The organism is Alteromonas sp. McT4-15 (assembly GCF_020515205.1).
In the GTDB taxonomy this organism is placed as follows: domain Bacteria; phylum Pseudomonadota; class Gammaproteobacteria; order Enterobacterales; family Alteromonadaceae; genus Alteromonas.
Genome location: NZ_JAJALG010000032.1, coordinates 20815 through 47763, shown reverse-complemented (window position 1 = coordinate 47763; position 26949 = coordinate 20815). Strand labels below are relative to the sequence as shown.

Sequence of the window (26949 nt, the reverse complement as noted above, 5' to 3'; positions counted from 1 at the left end):
CGAGAGGATAGGTTATATCCACGATGTGTTAAACCCAAACCAAGTAAGTACCCCGCCAAAAAGAAAAATGCCAGTCAGCTTAACTGACTGGCATTAGCCCGAAGGCCCTTTTAAAAACTTAGCTTTTAAACGCTAGTTCAAACGCTTATACACGCTCGAATACGGTAGCAATACCTTGGCCTAAACCAATACACATTGTCGCTAAGCCTAGGCTTACGTCTTGTGATTCCATTAGGTTGATAAGCGTACCTGAGATACGTGAACCAGAACAACCTAGTGGGTGACCAAGTGCAATCGCACCACCGTTAAGGTTAATCTTAGTATCTAGGTGATCCATCCAACCTAGTTGCTTAATGCACGATAGTGCCTGTGCGGCGAACGCTTCGTTAAACTCAGCAAGTTCAATATCGTCCATAGTAAGGCCAGCGCGCTTAAGGGCTTTTTGTGTTGCTGGCACTGGGCCATAACCCATAATTGCCGCATCACAACCTGCCACTGCCATCGAGCGAATTTTCGCACGCGGCGTTAGGCCTAGCTCTTTCGCGCGGTCTGCTGACATAAGTAGCATAGCCGACGCACCGTCAGACAGCGCAGAAGACGTACCCGCAGTAACCGTACCATTTACTGGGTCAAACACAGGGCGAAGTGCCGCCATGCTCTCAGCAGTGCTTTCTGGGCGTACTACTTCATCGTAGTCAATTAGCTTTAATACGCCGTTCGCGTCGTGACCTTCAACAGGCACAATTTCGTTGGCCCAGCGGCCTTCAAGGTGTGCTTTATGCGCTAGTTGGTGCGAACGCGCGCCAAATGCGTCTTGTTGCTCACGAGTAATACCGTTTTGACGGCCAAGTAGTTCGGCTGTCATACCCATCATACCCGACGCTTTTGCCGTGTACTTAGCAAGACCAGGGTGGAAGTCGATGTTGTAGTTCATCGGTACGTGACCCATGTGCTCAACACCACCAATCATGTAAATGTCACCGCGACCGCTCATGATGCCGCTTGTTGCATCGTGAAGGGCTTGCATTGATGAACCACATAAACGGTTTACCGTTACCGCGCCAGTTGTGCGTGGAATTTGTGTTAATAGTTGCGCGTTACGTGCAACGTTGAAGCCTTGTTCTTTAGTTTGCTGAACACAGCCCCAAATGATGTCTTCAATTTCCGCTGGGTTTACGCCAGGGTTACGCTCTAGTAGCGCGGTCATTAGTGCTGCAGATAGGTCTTCTGCGCGCACATTTCTGAAAACACCGTTTTTTGAACGACCCATAGGGGTACGTACGCAATCGATTACGACCACTTCTTTCATTAGTTTTTCCTCCGGGTCTTATGCGAAATAGGATTTACCAGCAGCGGCCATTTCACGAACGCCGTCTGAGATCTGATAAATTGGACCAAGTTCAGCGTACTTGTCTGCCATCGCAACAAAGTTCGCCAAGCCAATGGTTTCAATCCAACGGAAAATACCACCGCGGAATGGAGGGAAACCTAAGCCGTAAAGTAGCGCCATATCTGCTTCAGCTGCGCTATCTACTATGCCTTCTTCTAGGCAGCGAATTGCTTCGTTTGCCATAGGGATCATAAGGCGTGCAATAATGTCGTCAGCGTCAAAGTCTGTCTTTTCAGCTACGTGTGGCGCCATTAGTGCGTAGGCTTCTTCAGCAGGTGTTTTAGACGGCTTACCGCGCTTATCAACACCGTAGTTGTAGAAACCTTTACCGTTCTTCTGACCTAAACGCTGCTCTTTGTAGAACAGTGTTACTGGGTCGTTGTCTAGGCGAGCCATACGCTCTGGAATGCCCGCTGCCATAACGTCTGCTGCGTGATCGCCTGTGTCGATACCTACAACGTCCATTAGGTAAGCTGGGCCCATTGGCCAGCCGAAGATTTTTTCCATTACTTTATCAACGGCAACAAAGTCAGCACCGTCGATAAGAAGCTTACTGAAGCCCGCAAAGTATGGGAACAATACGCGGTTTACCAAGAACCCTGGGCAGTCGTTAACCACAATGGGGGTTTTGCCCATTTTAAGGGTAGCGGCTACCACTGCATTAATGGTTTCTTCTGACGTTTTTTCGCCACGAATAATTTCAACTAGCGGCATGCGGTGCACTGGGTTAAAGAAGTGCATACCACAGAAGCGCTCTGGCTTGTCTAGGCTTTCAGCTAATTGGTTGATAGAGATAGTAGAAGTGTTTGAAGTGATAATAGCGTCGTCAGCTACATTGTCTTCTACTTCTTTAAGTACAATACCTTTTACTTTCGGGTTTTCTACAACCGCTTCAATCACAAGGTCTGCATCTTTAAGCGTGCTGTACTCAAGAGTAGGCGTGATAGCGTTAAGTGTTTGCGCCATTTTAGTCGCATCAACTTTACCGCGCTGCATGCCTTTACCAAGAATTTTCGCTGCTTCTGAAAGACCAAGGTCTAGCGCACCTTGGTTAATGTCTTTCATGATTACCGGCGTGCCTTTCACAGCGCTTTGGTATGCAATACCGCCACCCATGATGCCTGCACCGAGTACCGCGTTAAGCTTAGATTGCTTGGTTGCCGCTTTCGCTTGCTTCTTACCTTTGCTCTTAACCAGCTGGTCGGCAAGGAAAATACCAATTTGTGCTTTCGCAGCGTCGGTTTTCGCAAGCGCTACAAAACCTTCGTTTTCAAGCTTAAGTGCGCCGTCACGGTCTAGGCCCGCTGCTTTTTGAACAGTCTCAACCATTTTGTGCGGTGCTGGGTAATGTTTGCCAGCTTGTGCAAATACCATAGCTTGAGCAGTAGAGAAGCTCATCATAGCTTCGTTTTTGTTTAGCTGTAGTGGGGCTTTCTTAACCGCACGACGAGCTTGCCAGTCAAATTTACCGTCAGCTGCGTCTTTCACCATTGAAAGCGCACCTTCAACTAGCGCTTCTGGTGCTACTACTGCGTCAACCGCACCTTCAGCCAAGGCTTTCGCGCCTTTTCTGTCGCGGCCAGTGGTCATCCACTCAAGGGCGTTATCTGCACCAATTAGACGAGGTAGGCGAACGGTACCACCAAAACCAGGCATAAGGCCTAGCTTAACTTCTGGCAAACCAATTGAAGCCGTGGTGTCTGCAATACGCATGTCACATGCCAATGCCATTTCACAGCCGCCACCCAGCGCGAAACCGTTAACTGCAGCGATGGTAGGGAAAGGTAAGTCTTCGAAGCGGTCGAATACTTGTGAAGTATTGGCAACCCAATTTAGTACTTCTGCGTCGTCCATGGCGAATAGGCCAGTGAACTCGGTGATGTCTGCACCTACGATAAAAGCAGGTTTTGCGCTACGTACTACTAAGCCTTTTACGTCGCCTTTGGCAAGTAGGGCTTGTGTTGCTTCGTCAAGCTCTGTCACCGTTTGGCGGTCGAACTTGTTTACTGAACCTTGGGCGTCGAATACCAGCTCAGCAAAGCCGTCATCTAACAGGCTGACGGAAAGACTTTTGCCTGTGTATATCATTATCATCTCCTTCGGCATTGGCCAGGATGTTAGTGAATTAAACCAACAAGTTTGTAGGGTCGTACTCAAAACACTAACGCGTTAGGGTGGCTAGATTCTTTACAAAGCCACACAAAATTTCAACGAAAAATTCAAACAGCTGTTTCAATCTGTCTTAAGGTAGTGGTCCGATGACTTAAATTCAAGAGTAAATAGTGAATATAAGCTTCATTTCGGTTTTGGTGCTTGTATAATGAGCGTTATTGACGCAAAGCGCCAATCCAGCATAAGAATAATCTACAATCATTACAGGCTATGTTTGTAAAGCATAGCTAACGATAGCTGGCACAACATCTTTATTGGCAAGGAGCCACGTTGTGTTTTTCCGCCGGTCAGTGCGCTTACCGCGGATACAACCATTCATGCAACTGCGTAACGGTTTAACGTTATTCGGTGGGTGACGTTATTCGGTATGAAGGATAAGGTAGGAGTTTTATTGTGTCTGGTTTAGTCTTTAAGTTTCAATTGCGTAAAAACGCATTAGCATCGCGCGTTAAAAAGCGCCTTTTCACACCGTACCTTTGTCTGCGTACTCAGCGCAGCCTGCCTTTGCAGTCGTTTTTGTTATTGCCCTTTATCTTTGCTTTTTGCAATACGTCGCTGGCGAATGCCCAAGAAGCGTCATTGTTGAATTTACCCGCTGATAATTACGCCGATGAACGCGAACGATTTTTAACGCTTGAGACGAAATTGCGCACTTATTCAAAGCGTCGTGTTGACGACCTTGAAGGTGAAATACATAGCCTCGCTGAATACCCGTTATATCCTTATCTTTTGCGTCTTCAAATTGAACGCACTATGTCGCTTAAAACGAAGCGCGAGGTAAGACAGTTTCTAGATGATTATGCCGGGCAACCTGTAAGCTACGGATTGCGTTATCAGTGGCTAAATTACTTAGCGCGTCACAATCACCAGCAGACTTTTTTGGGCGACTATCGCGAGGGCATGGGAGCAAAGCTTACTTGTACTGCGCTTAATTATCGTTTGAATCAAGGTGAAGAGGCCGCCATTGTTTTAAAAGAAGTGGATGCGTTGTGGCTTCACGGTCAGTCACAACCTGATGAATGTGACCCACTATTCGCTAAATGGAAGAAAGCGGGCATGATGACGCCTGATAATGTTATTCAGCGCATTGAAATTGCCGCGAAAGAAGGTAATCGTTCAATTATAAATTATTTAAAGCGTCAGTTGCCTCGCGATAAGCAATATATCGCAGATGCATGGCTAGCGGTTACACGAGATGTGAGTCGTGTCAGTCGCGCCAATTTGTTCCCGCTTAAAAACAAAGCGCAAGAGGCCGAGGTAATTGTGTGGGCCCTTGAAAAATTAGCCTGGCGCAAACCAGAACTGGCAGCAGGTGTGTATACGCAATATTTGAATAAGGGGCTTTTTAGTCAAGCTCAACAACATGTTGCTCTGCGTTCGATAGCATTAAGCTTTACATTAGACAGGCTTCCTCAAGCACATGAATGGCTTGAAAAAGCCGATACAGACGGCGCCAGCGAGGACATTAAGTTGTGGCACGTTGCGCATTTACTTCGCACACAAAAATGGCAAGAAGTGGTTGACGTTATCAACAGTGCACCTATTCACCTTCAGCAAGAGGAAAATTACCGCTATTGGAAGGCACGCGCATTGGAAATGCTTGGGCAATCAATGCAAGCAACGGTGCTATACCAAGAGCTAGCTGAAGAGCGTCACTATTACGGGTTTATGGCCAGTGCTCACATTGGTGAAATACCTTCGCTTTCGCATTCTCCCGCGCCAAAAGATATATCAGCCATGTCTGCTGTGGCACGCACTCCTGCCACGCTAAGAGCGGTAGAGTTTTTCAGGCTAGGCCGAAGTACCAGTGCGCGCCGAGAATGGTATTATCTCCTTTCTCATATCCCAGATTCTCGCGTGACCGATGCGGGAATTTTGGCGTACGAATGGGGATTGTACGACCAAGCCATTACCAGTTTTGCGCGCAGCGGTTATTGGGACGACGTTGAGCGTCGTTTTCCGCTGGCATTCGACGATGTGTTTAGCCAGAAATCACAAGCTCACAATATTTCTAAATCGCTCGCGATGGCGATTGCTCGGCGAGAAAGTTCGTTTCGCACAGACGCCATTTCTTCTGTTGGCGCAGCAGGACTTATGCAATTAATGCCCGGAACAGCACGTTATGTGGCACAGGAAAAAGTTACTCGTAACGCCTTATTCAACGCCAACGACAACATTGAATATGGTATGCAATACTTGCGTTATCTAATGGATAAGTTAAACAATAATCCGGTTTTGGTATCGGCCTCTTATAACGCAGGCTGGCGAAAGGTACTTGAGTGGCTGCCAGCTAATGAAGCTTTGCCCGTGGATATTTGGATTGAGAATATTCCTTATAAAGAAACCCGTGCCTATGTAAAAGCGGTTATGGCATACCAACATATTTACGATATGCAGTTAGGCAGCAACGAAAATATCTTCCCTCAGCTTACGCGGGATATGATCCCATCTGCAGAGGCGGTCAGTACACATCCTGTCACAGGTACGTTGCAACTGGCACCAAAATAATCGATGCAGGTCGAACATTTTTACCGTGCGTTGGCGCGACTTGCGACAAGTTGACACTTTAATAAGTGCATTGTGTAGCACACCCATGCAACAGGCAAAGGTGGCGTGCTACACTCACACCATAAGGCTTAACATCTAACGACAAAAAAGATAAGAGGGGCTATGCCGCAACATAAAGCAACCTACCAACAGCATATCGATGAACTTCAAGCGCGCACTCGTGAAGCGCTACTGCGCGAGGGTTTAGACGGATTAGTCATTCACTCAGGCCAAGGCAAGCGTCTATTTTTAGATGATAACCACTATCCCTTTAAAGTGAATCCACAGTTTAAGGCGTGGGTGCCGGTTATCGATAATCCAAACTGCTGGCTGGTGGTAAACGGTGTTGATAAGCCTACATTGATTTTTTACCGTCCAGAAGACTTCTGGCATAAGGTACCGCCTGAGCCTAATGACTTTTGGACAGACAGTTTCAATATCAAACTACTACAGCAAGCTGATGCAGTAGAAAAGTTTTTGCCTTACGACAAAACACGATTTGCCTATATTGGTGAGTATATTGAAGTGGCCAAGGCACTGGGTTTTGAGAATGTAAATCCAGATAGAGTTCTGCATTACTTACATTATCAGCGTGCGTACAAAACCGATTACGAACTAGATTGCATGCGTGAAGCGAATAAACTCGCCGTTGCAGGGCATAAAGCCGCAGAGCAAGCGTTTCGAGAAGGCAAAAGCGAATTCGACATCAACCTTGCATACGCACAAGCTTGTCGACAGGGTGACAACGACGTGCCGTATACCAGTATTGTGGCGCTTAACGAGCACGCTGCGATTTTGCATTACATGCAATGCGATACAGTCGCACCAAGTGAAAACCGTTCGTTCCTTATCGACGCTGGTGCAAACTACCACGGTTATGCGGCAGACATTACCCGTACTTATAGTCAAAACTCAACACTGTTCAGCGATTTGATCAAAGCAGTCGACAAAGTAACGCTAACCCTTGCTGATAGCCTTAAGCCGGGCGTTGCCTACGCAGATATTCATTTGTTAGCGCACGATGGCATTGCACAAATTCTTCACGACACTGGGGTAGTTAACCTAACACCGCCAGACATTGTAGAAATGGGTATCACGCGTACTTTCTTCCCCCACGGAATAGGTCACTTCCTTGGGTTACAGGTGCACGATGTCGGTGGTCTAGTGAATGATGATAGGGGGACGCCGAAGCCAGCGCCTGAAGATCATCCGTTTCTTCGCTGTACACGCATTGTAGAGCCTCGCCAAGTATTTACTATTGAGCCTGGGCTTTACTTTATCGATAGTCTACTACGCGACTTAAAGGCAACGCCGGCATCTAAGTATATTAATTGGGATACCGTAGACGCATACAAGCCATTTGGTGGCATTCGTATTGAAGATAATATCATTGTGCATCGAGATAAGAATGAGAACATGACAAGGGATCTCGACTTAAACTAAATTTTAGTAAAAAGTGTATATTTAAAAGAGCAGCTTAGGCTGCTCTTTTCGTTAGGGCATCTGGCCTTAATGGCAGCAAAATAACCATTAACAAAAGGACTAGGCATGGCGCAAGGTGATATTGTAGGGTTACTTGTAATGGCGACCGTAGCAGGTTTGGCAATGCCACTCGGTGCTGTTTTAGCCACCTACCAAGGCATTCAGCCTAAATGGCTTGAAAAGGAACTACGTCATGGCATTTTGGCTCTGGGCGCTGGTGCTCTGGTTTCTGCCGTTGGGTTGGTGTTAGTGCCGGAAGGCGTAAAAGACGTATCGATAGTAACGGCGTTAGTTTGCTTTGTTTCAGGGGCGCTATCGTTTATGGCGCTTGACATCTATTTAGCGAAGAAGAAAACGGCCGGTAGTCAGTTGGCAGCAATGCTTAGTGATTTCGTACCAGAGTCAATTGCACTGGGTACAACGGCAGCGTTAGGTGGTGGTACAATGCTACTGGGTTTGCTCATAGCAGTTCAAAATTTGCCTGAAGGGTTCAATGCCTATCGCGAGATGACCCCAAAAAACAAACAGCGCAGTACAAAGCTCATCATACTTTTTGCGTTGATGGCATTGTTAGGGCCGCTGTTTAGTCTTATCGGGTTTTATTTTCTGGCGCAGTTTCCAGTGATAACAAGTGCCATCATGCTATTTGCTGCCGGAGGCATCCTGTATTCTGTGTTTCAAGACATCGCACCGCAAATTCGCATGGAAAATCACTGGTTACCACCGCTTGGCGGTATCATCGGTTTCTTGGTGGGAATGTTAGGCTACATGCTTGAAGGGTAGGGCCATGCTGCCCTACCGCGTGCTATTAAGCTACTGCTGAGAGATTTAGCTCGTGCGTTCAACTGAAATATGCGCTAGCGCAATCAAGGCGTCTTTGTGATCTGACTCGGGAATAATGGCTAAGCTATCTATTGCCATTTGCACTTCTTTATTTGCACACTCTCTTGTGTAGTCCAGCGCCCCGGTTTCTTCCATAATCCCCTGAATACGCGCTAGATGAGGCAAGCCATTACTCTGCTCAATGGCTTCTTGAATTAATGCGCGATCCTCATCGCTCTTGGCGTGCCACATAGCGTAAAGCAGCGGAAGCGTCGGTTTTCCCTCAGCAAGGTCGTCACCGGCGTTTTTACCCATTTCTTCACTGTCAGCCATGTAATCTAAGATATCGTCTGCTAGCTGAAAGGCAGTACCTAAATGCTTGCCATATTCTTGCATGGCTACTTCTACGTCATTGCTTTGGTCGGTGAGAACGGCAGACAGTTGTGTTGCGGCTTCAAACAAGCGAGCGGTTTTGCCATAAATAACATCGAAGTATCGCGCTTCAGTTGTACTAGCGTCGTTGCAATTCATTAACTGTAGCACTTCACCTTCGGCAATTTGATTGGTGGCTTCAGACAGTATTTCCATAACGCGCATACGTTTTAGGCTAACCATCATCTGGAAAGAACGCGTATATAAGAAATCACCGACCAGTACCGATGCTTGGTTACCGAAAATCGCATTGGCGGTTTCGCGACCGCGACGCATGGTCGACTCGTCTACTACATCGTCGTGCAACAAGGTTGCAGTGTGAATAAACTCAACAATAGCCGCAAGAGTATGATGGTCGTTATTGTCAATGCCCATAGCACGCGCACTTAGCACAGTGAGGAGCGGACGCAATCGCTTGCCGCCACTGTTTACTATGTAAAAGCCAAGCTGATTAATCAGTGCAACTTCTGAGTCCACTTGTTGTTGAATCAGTTGGTTAACCGCCTGCATATCTTCATTCGACAGGGCGCGGATTTGATCTATATCCATAGGCATGGCAATAAAAACTTACTCTAACGTCTGGCAATAATTGGGGGCGATTGTACCTTAATCACACGTACTATCCACCAAATTGTCTTAAAAAATGACGGCTTAACGCATTTACACTTACTATGCATCGTTAATATTTCCACTTTTTGATACACGACCTCTTTCTATGTGTAATGACAAGTGCGGCGAGAATAAAGCAACGGTGTAAGTTGTGTGACGCTAAAACGCTATTGAATAATGTAATTATAGGTATACATTGTGATTTTCACTTAAGATTGGTATTTGTCACATTTATTTAAACTACTTGGTAACAAGTTGCTGTTAATTAATAGGTTTTAACTGTGTATTTCTGGCACCGAAAAAAGTTTATCAATGTTGTATATAAACGCTGCTAAAACGCTAATGTAGTGACAAATGAAATAGTGATAAATGGCGATCTGATGTGTGATCCAAGCTTGGATCGCTTTGCATCTTTACATTAAGCCAGTACGATCCGAAACTGATCATTATCAATCGAAAAACGGCGGGATCCGCAAAAGTGATCGCGTCACAACGCAGCTTTTTATCTGTTAATGAGCAATTATGAAACAGTGAAAAACGCTATTTTCTTCAAATTTTTTCTCTATTTATTGCTTTTAAAGCTGCATCAAATGGGCAATTCAGGCATAATTCCACCCATGTTGGAAAAATAATCATTTTTTCTGCGAATCGGGCTTGTGATTTACGGATGTTTCACGTACAATTCGCGCCCTGTTTTTTGAATTGAAGCGTCAGTGGACGCAGAGCGGAGTTAACTATGTACGCGGTTTTCCAAAGTGGCGGTAAACAACACCGTGTGGCCGAAGGCCAAACCGTTCGTCTTGAAAAAATCGAAGTAGCCCCAGGCGAAACGGTTGAATTTGACAAAGTTTTAATGGTAAGCAACGGTGACGACGTAAAAATCGGCACACCAATCGTTGCTGGTGGTAAGGTGACTGCTGAGGTTGTTACACACGGTCGTGGCGATAAAGTAAAAATCGTTAAGTTCCGTCGTCGCAAGCACTCTCGTAAGCAAGCGGGTCACCGTCAGTGGTTCACAGAAGTGAAAATCACTGGTATCAACGCATAATAGGAGCACGAACACATGGCACACAAAAAAGCTGGTGGTAGTACCAAAAACGGTCGTGATTCAGAAAGTAAACGCCTAGGTGTTAAGCGCTTTGGTGGTGAATCTGTTCTTGCTGGTAACATCATTGTTCGTCAACGTGGTACTCGTTTCCACGCTGGTGACAACATGGGTATCGGTAAAGACCACACGTTGTTTGCACTAAAAGACGGTAAAGTTCAGTTCGACGTTAAAGGACCGAAGAACCGTAAATTTGTAAGCATCGTTGCTGAGTAAGCGCGAAAGCTTCTCGCCGAACAGGCTTAGAAAAACCCCGCGCTAGCGGGGTTTTTTGTTTTGTGAAACCTTTCTTTTTTTTTCTGTTCTTATACATAGCGTTTAAATTCCTTGATGAGTTAGCGTTAGACAAGGTTTTACTTCTTAATTATTTTCAATGCTGAGCAGACTAAAAAGCGCCGATGGTCAATTTGGTGTAAACTTAGTATTCGCATTAATAAGTTAATAACCCACGGCATTACAGCCCGGAGTGATAAATGAAATTTGTAGATGAAGCTGAAATTCGCGTTGAAGCCGGTGACGGCGGCAACGGTACCATTGGCTTTAGAAGGGAAAAATACGTACCTAAAGGTGGCCCGGATGGTGGCGACGGTGGTGACGGCGGCAGTGTATTTCTACAAGCCGATGAAAACCTGAATACATTGATCGATTATCGCTTCGAACGTTTTCATCGTGCAGAACGCGGTCAAAATGGTCAAGGCGGAAACTGTATTGGTAAGAAAGGTAAAGATCTTACCGTTATGGTGCCTGTGGGTACGCGAGCTACAGACAGCGATACTGGTGAAGTGTTAGGCGACTTAACGCGCCATGGCCAAAAACTCAAAGTGGCACAAGGTGGTTTTCACGGTTTGGGTAACGCACGTTTTAAAAGCAGTACTAACCGTGCCCCACGTCAAAAGACCAACGGTACACCGGGTGAAATTCGCAATCTTAAGCTAGAGCTTATGCTTCTAGCCGATGTTGGCTTACTTGGTATGCCTAACGCGGGTAAATCAACGTTTATTCGCTCTGTATCGGCAGCTAAGCCTAAAGTGGCTGACTATCCGTTTACCACGCTTGTACCTAACCTAGGTGTAGTGCGTCAAGATTCGCAACGAAGCTTTGTTGTAGCTGATATTCCTGGTCTTATCGAAGGTGCTGCTGACGGTGCCGGCTTGGGTATTCGTTTCTTGAAACACTTAGAGCGCTGTCGTATTTTGCTACATGTAGTAGACATCTTCCCTGTAGATGAAACTGATCCTGCTGAAAATGCGAAAGCCATTATTGAAGAGCTTGAAAAGTACAGTCCAAAACTTGCAGAGAAGCCACGTTGGTTGGTGTTCAATAAAGTAGATTTGCTGCTTGAAGAAGAAGCAGAGGAACGTTGCCAAGCGGTTATTGATGCGCTTGGTTGGGAAGGTCCAGTTTACCAAATCTCTGCGTTCCAAAAGATGAACCTTGACCCGCTATGCCATGACATCATGGACTTCATCGAAACACTCCCAGCAGAACTGGAAGTGGAAGAAGAGAAGAAAGAAGTGGAATTCAAGTGGGATACGTACCACAAGAACACACTCGAAGCCCATGATGAATTCGAAGATGACGATCTTGATGACGACGATTGGGACGAAGACGACTACGACGTAGAAGTTGAGTATCGTCGTTGAGAAACAATCGCTGAGAAACAGTCGCTGAGAAACAGTCGCTGAGAAACAGTCGTTGAGAAACAATCGCTGAGCGACATAAGTATCAACGAATAAACTCGTTCAAAAAGCACGGTTCAGCCGTGCTTTTTTGTTTCTATAGGGGAGACCATGGTAATAAATCAGCCCAACGATACAGTACATCCTGTATGATAAACGCCAGTAAACGTGAGGTAATAAGTAGATGAAGTTAGCAATGATAGCCGCAATGGCTAAGAATCGTATTATTGGTGCTGATAACGATATGCCATGGCATTTACCTGCAGACCTAAAGCATTTTAAATCAGTGACCATGGGAAAAGCCGTTATCATGGGGCGTAAAACCTATGAATCTATTGGTAGAGCTTTACCCGGGCGCCCTAACATTGTGATAACCAGTAACAAAGAATACAGTTTGTCTGATGCCACAGTGGTCGATTCGCCAGAGTCGGCAATCGAAGTCGCCAAAGCACTGACACAAAACGCCGAAGAGATCATGATTATTGGTGGCGGCACTATCTATCAGTCATTTTTAAACGATGCTGATACGCTGTATCTTACCCACATCGATCTTGAGGTAGAAGGTGACACTCAGTTTCCTGACTATGAGGCGGCAGCAACGTGGCATGAAGTAGAGCGCGCATCCTTTGATGCAGACGATAAGAACCCTAATGGGTACACGTTTGTCACACTAGCGCGAGCCTAATTTAGCTTAAACGTTAATTGCATGATCATCTAACAAAAAAGCCAGCGTAGTTGCTGGCTTTTTGCGTTCAGTCGGCGAGCTAGTTCTATTTCATTTGATCAAATAAACTCTCTAGCGACAAACCTTGGTGACCAAGCATATCGCGTAAGCGACGCAGTGCTTCTACTTGAATTTGACGAACTCTTTCGCGTGTCAGTCCAATTTCTGCACCTACATCTTCAAGCGTAGAAGGCTCATAACCCATTAGACCGAACCGACGTGCTAACACTTCGCGCTGTTTAGGGTTAAGTTCTTCTAACCAAGTAATGATGTTAGTTTTGATGTCAGAGTCCTGCAGGCTCTCTTCAGGGCTAAACTCTTTTTCATCAGCTATAATATCAAGCAGCGCTTTATCGTTTTCGCCACCAATGGGTGTATCAACCGAGGTGATTCGTTCATTTAAACGCAGCATCTTAGTGACATCTTCTACCGGCTTATCAAGTGCCATTGCAATTTCTTCTGCGGTAGGCTCATGATCTAGCTTTTGTGAAAGTTCACGAGATGCACGTAAATAAACATTTAGCTCTTTTACTACATGGATAGGCAAACGTATAGTACGCGTTTGATTCATGATCGCACGTTCAATAGTTTGACGAATCCACCAAGTGGCGTAGGTTGAAAATCTGAAACCTCTTTCGGGATCAAATTTTTCTACCGCCCGGATCAAGCCCAAGTTGCCTTCTTCAATAAGATCAAGCAGTGCTAGACCACGGTTGTTGTATCGGCGAGCAATCTTCACTACTAGGCGAAGATTACTTACTATCATGCGTTTGCGCGAGGCTTCACAGCCTTTCAGTGAGCGGCGTGCAAAATAAACTTCTTCTTCTGCGGTAAGTAGCGGCGAAAAGCCAATCTCACCAAGATAAAGCTGTGTTGCATCCAAATTTTTAGGTTGGTCATCCTGACTGAAAATAGCATCATCGCTTTCCAGTTCAGCGTCGTTTTCTAAGGTTTCGCCGGCTTTCATATCAGCTGGCATATCGATGACTTCTATATCATCTTGAGGTTTTGATTCTAAGGCTTTCGTTGACTTACCCATCGTGAATCTCCTGCTACAAGGTTTACCTTATGACGTATCTCCTTTCTGCGTTCTTATTATTATTTATTGTTATTATTATCGTGGTGGCAGGTATTTCATCGGGTCTAACGATTTCCCTCGATACCTCACTTCAAAATGAAGCTTAACCGAACTCGTGCCGCTGTTACCCATGGTGGCAATTGTTTGGCCTGCTGACACCCACTGTCGTTCTTTAACAAGTATGGTGTCGTTATAGGCATAAGCACTTAAGAAGGTATCGGTGTGTTTTATAATTACTAAGTTACCGTAACCTCGAAGTGCGCTCCCCGAGTAAACAACTTTCCCATCTGCTGCGGCAACCACATTGCTGCCTCTTGCCCCAGCGATATCAATTCCTTTGTTGCCAGACTCTGCGTTACTGAAGGTCTCAACCAGCTTACCTTGAGCAGGCCACACCCACTTGTTAACTTTGCTTGGGAAGCTAGTCGGCGTTTTATTTTTGACGCTCGGTGTCGGCTTCTTGACAGTGGTAACATTTTGTGGGTTAACAACTTTTTCACTTTCACGATACGCCTGTGTTTTTTTGCGGTCAACCAAACTTTTGTCTATAGGGGGTGAGGTCGGATCTGTTGACTGTTTAGTCTTGATCTCAGGTTTTACGGGGGTTCTAGCGATTCGAGGCGGTGGTGAGATCCGCAAAGTCTGACCCGGATGGATCACATAAGGCGCTGATAAGTCGTTGTATTTTGCCAGATCCCGGTAGTCATTTCCGGTATACCATGCTACGGCAAAAAGAGTGTCACCACGCTGTACTTTATAGGTATCTTGGGTAAATTCTTCGCTACCATCTGCAACCTGGCTATTAAGCAGTACCACGGGAGCAGGGGCACTTCGTCCTGCACAGCCGTGCAAGAAGACGAAAACGAGTCCAAGTAACGCTATTGAACGTGGCGACGCTGACATATCATCGCAGGATTATGTATGCCGCAATGGCAAGAAGTACAACGCCCCATCCAAGAATTTCGACGTATTGACGAAGTTTTTGCTCCATTGCCGCACCGCCCCAACGCATTAATGCTGCAACTAGAAAGAAGCGTGCGCCTCGTCCAATAGCAGACGCGATAACAAAGGGCAAAAATGCCATCTGCAAAAAACCGGCGCTAACCGTAAATATTTTATAGGGAATAGGTGAAAAGCCAGCAAGAAAGACAACCCAAATGCCATACTCTTCAAACCACGCCATGGTGGTTTCTATTTTGTGTGTGTAGCCCCAGCTATCAATAAGTGGCGAAAGCCATGCATCAAATGCAAAGTAACCTAGCCAGTAGCCTGCAATACCGCCTAAGATAGAGGCGATAGTTGTGATAAGGGCAAACTGCCAAGCTCTATGCGGCTGAGATAATGCCATTGGCGCTAGCATGACATCCGGTGGAATAGGAAAAAAAACTGACTCTGAGAAGCTTAACCCACCTAAATATTTGGTCGCGTGACGATGTCTCGCCCAGCGCAATGCCATGTCATAGCATGGCTCAAAAAGCTTCACATTAGCTCTCCTGCAACAAGGGGAACAAACCTGACAGACTCTATCGTCGTGGTTTTTAGTTCACCCTCAATCCTATCAATACACAGTAACGACTGTTGTTCGTTACCTACGGGAATAATTAATCTTCCGCCTTCTTTAAGCTGGTCACATAAATCTTGAGGAAGGCTTGCCGCAGCAGCGGTGACGATAATGGCGTCGTATGGCCCTTTTGACGACCAACCTTTCCAACCATCACCGTGTTTCATTGCAATATTATGAAGATCAAGCTGATTCATACGGCGCTTAGCTTGAAACTGCAATGATTTTATACGCTCAACACTAAATACTTTCGAAAATAGTTGCGCCAATATAGCCGTTTGATAACCCGATCCTGTACCAATCTCTAGTACTTTCTCGGGTTTATTAGGGCTATCAAGAAGCAGCTCTGTCATTTTGGCAACGATATAAGGTTGCGAGATAGTCTGGCCTTGTCCAATGGGTAAGGCGGTATTCTGATAGGCTTTGTGCTTTAGCGCATCGGGCAAAAAGCCCTCTCGCGGTGTACCCGCAATGGCGTTTAATACTGCCTGTGAACGTATTCCTTCGTTGTAAAGCAGTTCTGCTAACGCGTCTCCTTTTCTAGAAGCTCTCATGATGTTGCGTACTTTCCTTTATTCTTATTTCCAGCTTCGCTAGTCAATTATGTGGCGAGCCACGCTTTCATAGTATCTAAACTTTAACATGCCGTCATCTCTGTGCGTATTGTTCAACAGCACAATACCCATTAGCAATAGCATGAAAGGCAGTATAAGGGCTAGTATCACTAACCCCAATAAGGCCAGCTAAGCCAGCTAGGGCAATGCAAATTACACGCGATTTATTGGCGACAAGGTCTCAACACACTCACGCAGTACCGATGTAGCAAAACAGCCACTTGGCAGTGAAAATGAGACGGTAAAGGTATCACCTTTGCTTTGCCACTGTAGCTGAGAAGGCCATATTTTAATTGCTCGGCGCTCTTGCTCGAAGCCGCATTGACTCAGAAAATCGATGACTTCACTATGATCAGACGCGACGCTTTGCTCTAAAGCCAATGCCTGATTTTTTGTAGCAAGTTCTCCCTTTCCCCACAGTGGTGCTGAAGGACAAACATCCTTCTCAGCATAGCGCTCTTGAGCGCGTAAATGGCGCTCATCAGCACTCGCTTTATCGTACATAAAAAAGCTATTTGAGCCTGATAACACTAGCGCGTCACCATCAATGACGGTGTCGAATTGTTCAGTTTCAAGCCGTGTAGAGAGCATTTCATTAAATAGCCAGCTACGCAATGCTGATAGTGCCATCGAGCGCTTGTTTCTGTGTCTAATAGCTTCACCGTTTACCATACGCTCAGCCATAACGAGATTACCGCCTCGTTGCACCTCACCCATGTCGTTTAAACGCATAACACCAAAGCGCTGCTCACCGTAATAATTTGGTACGCCATGCTTTGCTATCTCTTGCAAGCGTTCTTCAATGGCTTCTGGATGCATAACTTGTCGTAGGGTTATGGTGAAGTGATTACCTTTTAGTTGGCCAGTGCGCAATTTCTTATTGTGACGAACCTGCTTAAGTACGCGCACTCCTTCAAGCTCAAATGTACTGAAGTCAAAGTCAGGCTTACCGGGTGCATGAATACCGAACCACTGTTGTGTGACGGCATATTTGTCTTTTCGTCCTGCATAGGTAATTTGACGTAGGGGAAGCTTCACGAAGCGAGCCAGCTGTTCGGCAACAAATGCGGTGTTTGTATTCGTTTTTTCAACAAAAACGAACTGGTGTTCGCCTTCGCCACAGGGCTCATACCCAAGGTCTTCTACAACTTGGAAGTCGTCGGCTTGAAACTTGAAAATACCTGTCGATACAGGTTTGTCGAAATAGTAATGCCAGTGATCGGTGTGTAACGGCTTCATAATTTTTCCAGCAGCGCCACAGCGTGCGCAGCAATGCCTTCTTTGCGCCCTGTGTATCCCAGTTTTTCTGTAGTAGTGGCTTTTACGTTAATAGCATCAATATCAACACCACAGTCTTTAGCTATAATTTCGCGCATGGTACTGATATGGGGAGCCATCTTTGGCGCTTGGGCAACAATTGTCATATCCGCATTACCCAGTTTGTAGCCTTTATCGTTCACTACCGATACAACATGTCTTAGTAATACTCGACTATCAGCACCCGCATAGGCATCATCAGTATCAGGAAAATGTTTACCAATGTCGCCTAGGGCCGCGGCACCTAACAGCGCATCACAAAGTGCGTGCAGTAATACGTCGCCGTCAGAATGAGCAACTAAGCCTTGCTCATAATCAATCTTTACACCACCAATGGTAATGGGGCCGTTGCCACCAAATTTATGTACGTCGAATCCATGTCCTATTCGCATTATGGTTGTGCCTTTTTTTATCGTGGCGCGTTAGCGCTCGCGTAACTTTTGTTGTAAATAAAATTCTGCCAAGGGTAAATCTGCTGGATGAGTAATTTTTATATTCGCAGGGCTACCGTTAATCATGGCAACTTTGTGACCCGCCAGCTCCATCGCCGACGCTTCATCAGTAATATTTGCACCAGCGGCGAGACCTGTTTTAAGAGCGTGCTTTAATAATCCCGCAGGAAACAGTTGTGGCGTTAGGGCGTGCCACAAATCGGTTCGCTCTTCTGTATGTGAAATTGTTCTCATGGTTGCCAAGGTGTTAGGCGATGCTGTTGCTCGCTTCATTGTATCGCGCACTGGCGTGGCCAATATGCCGCCCGCTACCGACTTGTCTTTCATCACATCTAGTAGCGAGGATATATCCTCTTCATCAACACAAGGGCGAGCTGCGTCATGAACCAATGCCCAGTCTGTTGGTGCTAATGTGGCGATACCGTTAAGCACACTGTCAGCGCGTTCCTTGCCACCTTCAACCACGCGAATTGCTTTACCGTTAAGTTCCAATTCGGCGAAATACGCGTCGCCCGCACTAATCGCAACGACAACGTCGTCTATCTTAGGATGGTTAACAAGGGCGTCAATGGTGTGTTCCAGAATGGTTTTAGTTCCCAGCATGAGATACTGTTTGGGGCGATCGGCTTGCATTCTGCTGCCAACGCCTGCGGCGGGAATGACCGCAACAACGCGAGGGGTAGTCATGTTATTCACTTCGATTCTGCTGGTAAAATGCGGTAAAAAGTTTCACCTTTTTTGATGAGACCAAGCTCATTTCTCGCCCGTTCTTCAATAGCTTCTAGCCCAATCTTTAAATCGCTGATATCGGCTTTTAAGAGGGCGTTGCGCTGCGCGAGGTTGGCATTTTGAAGTGCTTGTGTGTGAACTTCTTGCTTGCGATTGAAGTAATCGGGAATACTGTTTTTGCCAAACCATAGGCGATATTGCAAAAGTGACAACAGCACTAACAATACAATAGGAAGCCATTTACCTTGCAACACAAATCCACCTGAATATTGGTTGAGCATAAAAACACAGAGGCATTATTGCCTCTGCTCTGTGTCACATTATGCCGCGAACGCGCGCTGAGTCAAAGGCGTATTAGTCACCTTGGCCAAATTTGCCCTTAAGTTTATCTAGCAGTTTGTTTTTCTGTTGATCAACCACGTTATCAAGTTGTGCTTGTAGAAGCTCCTGTAATGCTGCGCTGTCACCTTGCGCCGCGCTTAACATGCTGCTCACATCAACAAGCTCGCCGGATAACACCGTTTGCTGGTTGCTAACCATGGCGTTGAGTTTAGTGTTTAGCTCATCCAATTTATCTTTTTGACTATCGGTTAACTGCGATAGTGCAGCTTGCGCTAGTTTATTGTCTAAATCTGACTTAATGTTGAAGCCTGGGTTTGAAAGTGTACCGTCTAGCAGCATTGTCATGTTTAAGCTACTTAGGCCTTGAAGCGCCTTGGCAATAGCGCTGGTAACATCACTCGTACCAGTGGCCTCCATAACCAGTTGCTGCAGGTCAACTTCACCCTTGCCTGATAGCAGGTTATCAGTAACTTCCATCGAACCGTTGGTTCTCATTAAGGCCGACTTTAATACGGCGTTCAAGGTTTCATTTTGGCTGAAGGAAATCTCAGACATGTTAACACCAGCTAGTTCCCATACCTGGCTGGCGTCAACGCCGTTACCATCTATCCAAAATTCGCCGCTAGAGGTAAATGACTTCAGTAAGTCACCCGCCGCTTCAATGGTAAAAGTAGTTGGGTTACCAAACACTTCGTGCACATTAGTAATGTTGTTCCATGTACTGGTAATCGCCTCATTTTGCCAAAGTACAGAGACGTTGGCTTCTTTAACCAATATAGAAGGTATGTCTGCTGGCGCTTCGCTTTTTTCCTCACCTTGAATGAGGGGCATGACAATTTGCATCGCAGCCATTAGGTATTCAGTGTATTCGGCTGCTTTGTCACCGAAAACGAAATAAGTAACTTGAGAAAGGGCGGCCTCATCCCCTGCAATTACACCTTTTAGCAACGCATAGTCTTCTTTGGGGGCATTTTTCAGTGCTTCTACACTGCTACTTAATGCCACTTTGGCGTCAGAAGCTTTTTCTGTGAAGCGACTAATAAGCGCTCTGTCTGCTTGCATCTCTTCTTTAAGTTTATCAAACGCAGACTTTGCTTGAACAAGCGCTTGCGGGTCTTTGTAATTTGTCTCTTTTAGCTGCGCCACTTGCGTTTTATAGTAATCGATACGCGATTTATCTGGCAGATTTTCATAGTCAGATTTCAAGTCTACCCCATAACTCTGATAAGCCTCTTTCGCTTGCTCGATGGCTGCCGTGGTTTTCAGTGGGTTACGGGCAAGTAGCTCATCAACAGTAGGTACCGCTTCTTTAGCTTTTGCCTTTATTTCATCGAAAGACAATGAACGCTCTGGTACGCGATACACTTCACCGGGCGCTGCACGTTCAGTATCAAATTGTACTTTCAGTAGGTTTAAGTTATTTACAATGACTTGATCATCTAGAAGGGGAGCCAACTCTACATCTGCATTTGCGTGCCCAATGAAAACTTGGTTGTGTGAGGGCTTAGTCGGGTTCGTTAACGCAATGCCTTTTAGCGTAACGGTAGTAGGGAATAACGAGTGATCAAATTCATCAATGTTAACTTCTGCGCCGTATGACTCACCAAGCTTAGACTCAAGAATTGATTTGATAATGGTGTTAGCAAAAAGGAAGTACACCAAAAACAATAGAACAAAAAAACCAACAACCCACAGTAATATAGGTTTGCCCTTGCTTTCACTACTCATTTCCCACTCCTTGACTTGATGTGTGTTTGGTGACGCCAATTACGCTTTTTCGCTACGCCACATGGGCATAATTAGATTGAAATTAAGCGTAAGCTTGGAACACTTTCTCTCGAAAATTCAGTGTAATGCACTGGCTCATAATCTTCCATAGTTTGCCATACAAATAAAAAATTCTACGCCTTATAAAAAAGGGCACGTGGAGAACGTGCCCTAGGTTATACATTCAGTGCTACTGCATTGCTGGCATCTACAATTTGAAGCGGTTCGCAATATCCATAATGGCCAAACAGCTCGCGCGAAGTGCTTGGCTTGCTGAGGCCAGTTCATCTGCAGTGCGCAAGCTATTATCAGCCGCGCCAGAAAGCGCATTAATTCGCACGTTTGCTTCATTAGCAGCTTCTGCTTGTTGTTCAGTTGCACGTGCAATTTCACTGCTCATATCGGCAATTTCTGTCATCAGCCTGTCTGCTTCTTGTAAGTTTTGGTTGGCCTGAATAGCGTTATCAACGGTTTTCGTAGATGCAGACTGGCTTACTTTCACGGCATCGACCGCAGCTTTCGCATTGCTTTGTAATTTCTCAATCATCGCTTGAATTTCATCAGTGCTTTGACCGGTGCGACTGGCAAGGGTACGCACTTCGTCAGCAACTACGGCAAAGCCGCGACCCTGTTCACCTGCTCGGGCGGCCTCTATTGCCGCATTTAACGCAAGCAAGTTAGTTTGTTCGGCAATACCGCGAATGACATCCAGTACCGCACCAATGCTATCAGTCTGCGCTGCAAGTTCAGTTACAACGCTGCTTACACTTTCAATATCTGATGTAAGAGAGCGAATGTCTTTAACGGTATTATCAACCACCGTAGCACCATGCTGTACATTACTGCGTGCGCTGCTGGTACTTTTTTCAGCAGAATCTGCATTGTTGCTTACTTCATTAATTTGCGACGTCATTTGTTCCATCGCGGCGGCGACTTGAAGCATGTTTTCATTCTGGTCGTGCGCTTGCTGATTACTGTTTTTACTCGAGTTTTCAACTAGCTCTGCTTGTTGGCTAAGCGAGTTGATATTTTCTCTAATACCCAGCAGTGACTGTCGCATTTTTTCAGTGTATTGGTTAAAGTACCTTGCCAGTCGAGTGACTTCGTCTTGTCCTTTTTCAGGTAGTGAGCGGGTGAGGTCGCCTTCGCCTTGCGAGATATCTTTCATGCGCTCAGTTACTTCCTGAACGGGCTTAACAATGCTTCCGCCAATCACGTAGATAAGTAACACCACTAACAAAACACTTACAACGCAAAAACCAATCATTACGTTGCGCATGTGGGCGTATTCTGCTTCCAAGTTCGTCAGATAAATGCCTGAACCCACTGTCCAACCCCATGGCTTAAACTCTTTAACATAGGATATTTTATCTGTGGGCTCTGTCTCGCCAGGAAGCGGCCACACATAGTCAACAAAGCCATCACCCTGAGATTTCACAAGCCTTGCCATGTCGACAAAAAATGCCTTGCCACTACCATCTTTAAATGTGCGTAAATCATTGCCATCGAGTGCGGGTTTTATGGGGTGCATTACCATGGTCGGCGTTTGATCTTGGATCCAAAAGTAATTGCTACCATCGTAACGCAGTGCTCTAACCGCATCTAGCGCGAGCTGTTTGGCCGTTTCTTCGCTCACGTCAGTGCGTGCAGCAAAGCTGCCAAGCATGGTATGAACGACCTCTACCAAGTGCTGGTTTTCTTCGTAAGACTTTTGCTTGAGTGCTTCAAAGTGCCGGTTTAGCACCAGCCCCGTGAGCACAACAAACAACAGAATTATTAAGGCAATAATAATACCCAATCGTTGGATAAGGCTGAAGTTTCGTAACCACATAAACACACACCTACTTATCGTGATTTTTATTTTTTTACTAAGTGTAGACGCTTTTTTTTAGTCCACACCGATTGGTGCGTGATTTTGTGAAAATGATAAAAGCTATTTTAAGTTTTCGTTGTTTTAAGGAGTGGAAATTGCCTAAATTTATGTTTTTCAACGCCTACATTCATTAGCCGTTAAATCACTTAGACATCGTGTAAACGTGAGTGGACTGCCTACTTAGGCTTGTTTGCAAAAACTTTGCTGGTAAGAGCTTGGCAGGAGTTTTTTGTGTGCTAACATCCGCGCGAATTTGGCGTCATCGTGATCTTCATCCATAAGTATAAAGTTAAAAAGAAGACTGATGCGTAATTGTGGAGTTTCGACTTCGCTTGTTTTTTAGCCGCTTCCATGACACCGTGGCGCATCAAACCACGGCGGGAACGCTTTTTTATTACAGCTATTTCTATGAAAGGGTTGCAATGCTCATTAACGACACACTTCATACAACATCACCCCTACGCCAGCGCATAAGAGACTATTATCGCATTAGCGAATCAGTCGCGGTGGATCAAATTCTTCCTATTGCAGAGGTGAATCCTCGAGCGCGAAGTCGTGCTTGGGAGCGCGCGCGTAAAATGGTGCTTCAAATTCGTCGTGAACAAGAGGGCCACGGTGGTGTAGATGCGCTGCTAAATGAATACTCACTGTCTACCGCCGAAGGTGTGGTATTGATGTGTTTGGCCGAAGCATTACTTCGCGTACCTGATAAAGCAACGCAAGATGAGCTTATTCGAGACAAATTATCACAAGGCCAGTGGACGCCGCACCTTGGTAATTCAGAGTCGCTGTTTGTAAATGCATCTGCATGGGGCTTATTGTTCACCGGCAACATGGTGAACTATGCCGACAAACGTAAAAAAGAACAGTTTGGTTTATTGAAGAAAACCCTTGGTCGTTTAGGTGAACCTGTTATTCGCCGCGCAATGAACATCGCAATGCGTGTCATGGGCCGCCAGTTTGTTATGGGCGAGACCATTGAAGATGCGGTAGAGCGCGCCAAAGAAAAAGAAACCAAAGGATATGTCTATTCTTACGATATGCTTGGTGAAGGCGCGCGTACCATGCGTGATGCTGACCGCTATTATGACGCATACGTAAAAGCAATTAAGGTGATAGGTAAAGCGGCCAATGGTCGCGGTCCAAAACGTTCGCCAGGTATTTCGGTTAAGTTATCAGCAATACATCCACGTTTTGAGTTTTCGCACCGCGAACGCGCTATGGCAGATATTCCACCGCGTCTAAAAGCCCTGTGCATAATGGCGAAAGAATACGACATCGGCCTAACAGTTGATGCAGAAGAGGCGGATCGCCTTGAGCTATCACTCGATATCATCGAAGCCGTATTCCGCGACGAAGATCTCAATGGCTGGGAAGGCTTTGGTCTTGCGGTTCAGGCATACCAAAAACGTGCTATTCACGTTATTGAACACCTACGAGAACTAACTTTGGAAGTAGGCCGTCCGTTAATGGTACGCCTGGTAAAAGGTGCTTATTGGGATACGGAAATTAAGCTTACTCAGCAAGCTGGCTTGGAAGAATTTCCAGTATTTACACGCAAGTCATCAACCGACGTGTCGTATCACGCGTGTGCTAACCGCTTACTCGAGTATCGCGATACCATTTATCCGCAGTTTGCGACGCACAACGCTTACACCGCGTCTGTGATTGTTGAACTAGCAGGAGATGATAAAGAAGGATTTGAGTTCCAGTGTCTTCACGGCATGGGCGATACGCTTTACGACCAAGTGGTAACGCAAGATAAAATTCAGTGTCGTGTATATGCACCAGTGGGTGAGCACGAAGACTTGCTGGCCTATCTTGTGCGCCGTCTTCTTGAAAACGGTGCAAACTCTTCGTTCGTCAATGCCATTGTTGATGACGAAAAGCCGGTAGAGTCTTTACTTGAAGATCCTGTTGAGAAAACGCAGCGCTTGAAAGTACGCTATAACAAGCTGATAAAGACGCCTCGTGGTTTGTACGCGCCTGAACGCGACAACTCGCGTGGACTTGACCTTACCGATACCAATGCGGTGACTGCGCTTAAACACGAGCTGGAGCGTTGGCAGGACTACTACAAAGTAACAGGTGATGTGCCTGAAGGCGCAACGCCAGTGCTTAGCCCCACAAATCACGAAGATATTGTGGGTTATCATCACTACGCCACACCAGAGCAAATGCTGTCGGCACTAGATGAAGCACAAGCAGGGTTTGACGCTTGGTCGAAACGCGATGTGAAAGAGCGTGCTGAAATTCTAAATCGCACTGCAGACGCATTAGAGCGTCACATGGCGGAGCTTATCGCGATTTGTATGCGTGAAGCTGGAAAAGTAGCACAAGACAGTATTGACGAAGTGCGCGAAGCCGTGGACTTTTGCCGTTACTACGCCGTTCGCGCCGAAGAACTGGCAGAAGATCAGCGTTTACTTCCTCGTGGTGTGGTGCTGTGTATCAGCCCTTGGAACTTCCCACTTGCCATTTTCTTGGGGCAAGTAGCCGCCGCTTTAGTAACGGGCAATACTGTCATCGCTAAGCCAGCTGAGCAAACCAGCATTATCGCCAAGCGCGCTGTGGATATTATGCATTCGGTTGGTTTACCTGAAGATGCGTTAAAACTCATTGTGTCACCGGGTAAAGCAGTTGGCGACACCTTGCTACCAGATGAACGCATCAAAGCGGTAATGTTCACAGGGTCGACCCAAACGGGTACGTTGATCTCTCAAGTTCTTGCTGAGCGAGGTGGCGAGCAGGTGCCTCTTATTGCAGAGACAGGTGGTCAAAACTGTATGATTGTCGACTCTACTGCATTGCCAGAGCAGGTGGTAGACGACGTCATTCATTCTGGTTTCCAAAGTGCGGGTCAACGCTGTTCAGCACTACGTGTACTTTTCGTACAAGAGGAAATCGCAGACGATCTTACCGATATGCTTATCGGCGCGATGAAAGAGCTTACCGTAGGCGACCCTACACAGCTTGCTACCGATGTAGGTCCAGTGATTGACGAAAAAGCCCTTAAAAGCTTAACTGATCATCAGAAATATATGGAAGATAAAGGTAAGTTACTTTATCGCAATGAAATGCCGGCAGGTTTTGATAGCGGTACTTTCTTTACGCCAACACTCTATGAAATTGAAAACATCAATGTGCTTGAAAAAGAGGTATTTGGGCCTGTCGTTCACATGGTGCGCTTTAAGTCAAAAGACTTAGACTCGGTGTTAGCGCAAATTAATGGTACTGGCTATGGCCTTACTATGGGGATCCACTCGCGTATTGAAGAGCGTGCTAACGAATTAGCCGCAAAGAGTCGTGCGGGTAACGTTTACATTAACCGTAACATGATTGGTGCGATTGTTGGTGTTCAGCCGTTTGGTGGCCGTGGCTTGTCTGGTACAGGCCCTAAAGCGGGTGGTCCAAACTACTTATCTCGTCTGATGGTAGAACGTGCAACACCTAAGCCATCGCATATTGATGATGTTGATGCCACAGATGCAGCTCTGGTGGGCGATGAGAAAATTGCAGAACGCGCTCACGTGATGATGGATAAAGCGAAAGCGGTTGAAGTGCAGTGGCGTCACACACCACTAAACGACCGCATATCAATGGTGCGTCAGCTACTCGCGAAAATAGCGAAAGTAGACATTGTTGATGAGTTAGCCGATGACTTAAATCGTACGCTGGCCACGGCTCGTCAACAGCTTACCAGCGTTGAGCGAAAACTCGCGAAACCACAAACGCTACCTGGCCCAACGGGCGAGTCGAACAAGTTATATCTTGAGCCGCGCGGTATTCTGGTGTGCTTTGCTGATAAAGACGTAACCTTTGAATATTGGTTGCTTTCTATCGTAACGGCGCTATCTACTGGTAACCCAGTCGTGTCAGTAGTCTCTGAAATTTTCTACGACGAAGCGGTAGAAATTCAGAATAAGTTCGAGTCCACAGGTGCGCCAAAAGGCTTATTCCAAGTCGCACGTCTGGCACATCTTGATACGTTATTGATGGACGAAGACCTATCTGGCGTTGTGGTTGATTCTAATACAGAACGCACGGCACGTATTACCGCTATGTTGTCATCACGTGAAGGCGCAATTTTGCCTGTGATCACCGCAGAGTATAACGATAATCTTATTCAGCGACTGATGACTGAGAAAACGATTAGTATTGATACGACTGCCTCTGGCGGCAATACCTCACTGATGACATTGGTTGAAGACGACGAGTAAGCGTCTAACGCCTATAACGACAAAAAAGGCCAGC

The 26949-nt window shown here is 46.1% G+C and carries 21 protein-coding genes; 8 read left to right on the top strand and 13 right to left on the bottom strand.

The genetic code is table 11. The features are described 5' to 3' along the window. Positions 1-145: 145 nt before the first annotated feature. Together fadA and fadB are read right to left on the bottom strand one after the other, a co-directional pair. Positions 146-1309 (bottom strand): acetyl-CoA C-acyltransferase FadA, encoded by a 1164-nt coding sequence (gene fadA, locus LHL20_RS17175; RefSeq protein ID WP_071816941.1) that lies wholly within the window; start codon positions 1307-1309, stop codon positions 146-148. A gap of 18 nt (positions 1310-1327) precedes the next feature. Then, a complete protein-coding gene (gene fadB, locus LHL20_RS17170; protein ID WP_159624216.1) occupies positions 1328-3478 on the bottom strand; it encodes a fatty acid oxidation complex subunit alpha FadB in 2151 nt (716 codons plus the stop codon). A 477-nt stretch (positions 3479-3955) separates the two neighbouring features. On the opposite strand from fadB, the gene LHL20_RS17165 reads away from it, so the two are divergent. The 3 genes from LHL20_RS17165 to LHL20_RS17155 all read left to right on the top strand — a co-directional run bounded on the left by LHL20_RS17165 (position 3956) and on the right by LHL20_RS17155 (position 8374). After that, positions 3956-6070 carry a transglycosylase SLT domain-containing protein gene (locus LHL20_RS17165; protein ID WP_226434173.1) on the top strand — a complete coding sequence of 705 codons (2115 nt, stop codon included), beginning with the start codon at positions 3956-3958 and terminating at the stop codon, positions 6068-6070. Between the two features lie 162 nt (positions 6071-6232). Then, entirely contained in the window at positions 6233-7552 is a 1320-nt protein-coding gene (gene pepQ, locus LHL20_RS17160; RefSeq protein ID WP_226434172.1) for a Xaa-Pro dipeptidase, read from the top strand. A 105-nt stretch (positions 7553-7657) separates the two neighbouring features. Further along, positions 7658-8374: a ZIP family metal transporter gene (locus LHL20_RS17155; protein WP_226434171.1), complete on the top strand. Its 717-nt coding sequence runs from the start codon at positions 7658-7660 to the stop codon at positions 8372-8374. A gap of 45 nt (positions 8375-8419) precedes the next feature. Here LHL20_RS17155 and ispB read toward each other — a convergent pair whose 3' ends face one another. Further along, positions 8420-9394: an octaprenyl diphosphate synthase gene (ispB, locus tag LHL20_RS17150; protein ID WP_226434170.1), complete on the bottom strand. Its 975-nt coding sequence runs from the start codon at positions 9392-9394 to the stop codon at positions 8420-8422. A gap of 796 nt (positions 9395-10190) precedes the next feature. Between ispB and rplU the strand changes: the two genes are divergently transcribed. The 4 genes from rplU (at position 10191) to folA (ending at position 12923) form a co-directional block, all read left to right on the top strand. Next, positions 10191-10502: a 50S ribosomal protein L21 gene (rplU, locus tag LHL20_RS17145; protein WP_012517169.1), complete on the top strand. Its 312-nt coding sequence runs from the start codon at positions 10191-10193 to the stop codon at positions 10500-10502. A gap of 15 nt (positions 10503-10517) precedes the next feature. Next, positions 10518-10775: a 50S ribosomal protein L27 gene (gene rpmA, locus LHL20_RS17140; RefSeq protein WP_012517170.1), complete on the top strand. Its 258-nt coding sequence runs from the start codon at positions 10518-10520 to the stop codon at positions 10773-10775. Between the two features lie 257 nt (positions 10776-11032). After that, the gene (gene cgtA, locus LHL20_RS17135) at positions 11033-12202 is read left to right on the top strand and encodes an Obg family GTPase CgtA (protein WP_159624208.1); all 1170 of its coding nucleotides are present in this window, start codon (positions 11033-11035) and stop codon (positions 12200-12202) included. Between the two features lie 232 nt (positions 12203-12434). Beyond that, positions 12435-12923, top strand: a complete 489-nt coding sequence (folA, locus tag LHL20_RS17130; protein ID WP_226434177.1) for a type 3 dihydrofolate reductase — start codon at positions 12435-12437, stop codon at positions 12921-12923. 85 nt (positions 12924-13008) lie between these two features. Here the strand turns inward: folA and rpoS are convergent, their stop codons facing one another. The 10 genes from rpoS to LHL20_RS17080 all read right to left on the bottom strand — a co-directional run bounded on the left by rpoS (position 13009) and on the right by LHL20_RS17080 (position 22653). Then, a complete protein-coding gene (gene rpoS / locus LHL20_RS17125; protein ID WP_226434169.1) occupies positions 13009-14001 on the bottom strand; it encodes an RNA polymerase sigma factor RpoS in 993 nt (330 codons plus the stop codon). 75 nt (positions 14002-14076) lie between these two features. Then, the gene (locus tag LHL20_RS17120; protein ID WP_226434168.1) at positions 14077-14943 is read right to left on the bottom strand and encodes a peptidoglycan DD-metalloendopeptidase family protein; all 867 of its coding nucleotides are present in this window, start codon (positions 14941-14943) and stop codon (positions 14077-14079) included. A 1-nt stretch (position 14944) separates the two neighbouring features. Beyond that, positions 14945-15523 (bottom strand): YqaA family protein, encoded by a 579-nt coding sequence (locus LHL20_RS17115; RefSeq protein WP_159624203.1) that lies wholly within the window; start codon positions 15521-15523, stop codon positions 14945-14947. After that, positions 15520-16155: a protein-L-isoaspartate(D-aspartate) O-methyltransferase gene (locus LHL20_RS17110; protein WP_159624201.1), complete on the bottom strand. Its 636-nt coding sequence runs from the start codon at positions 16153-16155 to the stop codon at positions 15520-15522. Before LHL20_RS17110 ends, LHL20_RS17115 begins: the two co-directional genes overlap by 4 nt. A 213-nt stretch (positions 16156-16368) precedes the next feature. After that, positions 16369-17454: a tRNA pseudouridine(13) synthase TruD gene (truD, locus tag LHL20_RS17105; RefSeq protein ID WP_226434167.1), complete on the bottom strand. Its 1086-nt coding sequence runs from the start codon at positions 17452-17454 to the stop codon at positions 16369-16371. Beyond that, positions 17451-17924 carry a 2-C-methyl-D-erythritol 2,4-cyclodiphosphate synthase gene (gene ispF / locus LHL20_RS17100; RefSeq protein ID WP_264180983.1) on the bottom strand — a complete coding sequence of 158 codons (474 nt, stop codon included), beginning with the start codon at positions 17922-17924 and terminating at the stop codon, positions 17451-17453. The genes truD and ispF overlap by 4 nt, the downstream gene beginning before the upstream one ends. 30 nt (positions 17925-17954) lie before the next feature. After that, entirely contained in the window at positions 17955-18671 is a 717-nt protein-coding gene (ispD, locus tag LHL20_RS17095) for a 2-C-methyl-D-erythritol 4-phosphate cytidylyltransferase (RefSeq protein WP_226434166.1), read from the bottom strand. Between the two features lie 5 nt (positions 18672-18676). Continuing rightward, entirely contained in the window at positions 18677-18967 is a 291-nt protein-coding gene (gene ftsB, locus LHL20_RS17090; RefSeq protein WP_159624193.1) for a cell division protein FtsB, read from the bottom strand. Between the two features lie 100 nt (positions 18968-19067). Next, positions 19068-20783 carry a TIGR03545 family protein gene (locus LHL20_RS17085; protein WP_226434165.1) on the bottom strand — a complete coding sequence of 572 codons (1716 nt, stop codon included), beginning with the start codon at positions 20781-20783 and terminating at the stop codon, positions 19068-19070. Positions 20784-21030: 247 nt separating this feature from the next. Beyond that, entirely contained in the window at positions 21031-22653 is a 1623-nt protein-coding gene (locus LHL20_RS17080; RefSeq protein ID WP_226434164.1) for a methyl-accepting chemotaxis protein, read from the bottom strand. A gap of 464 nt (positions 22654-23117) precedes the next feature. Here LHL20_RS17080 and putA point away from each other — a divergent pair, with 464 nt between their 5' ends. Beyond that, positions 23118-26915 carry a bifunctional proline dehydrogenase/L-glutamate gamma-semialdehyde dehydrogenase PutA gene (putA, locus tag LHL20_RS17075; RefSeq protein WP_226434175.1) on the top strand — a complete coding sequence of 1266 codons (3798 nt, stop codon included), beginning with the start codon at positions 23118-23120 and terminating at the stop codon, positions 26913-26915. Positions 26916-26949 lie beyond the last annotated feature (34 nt).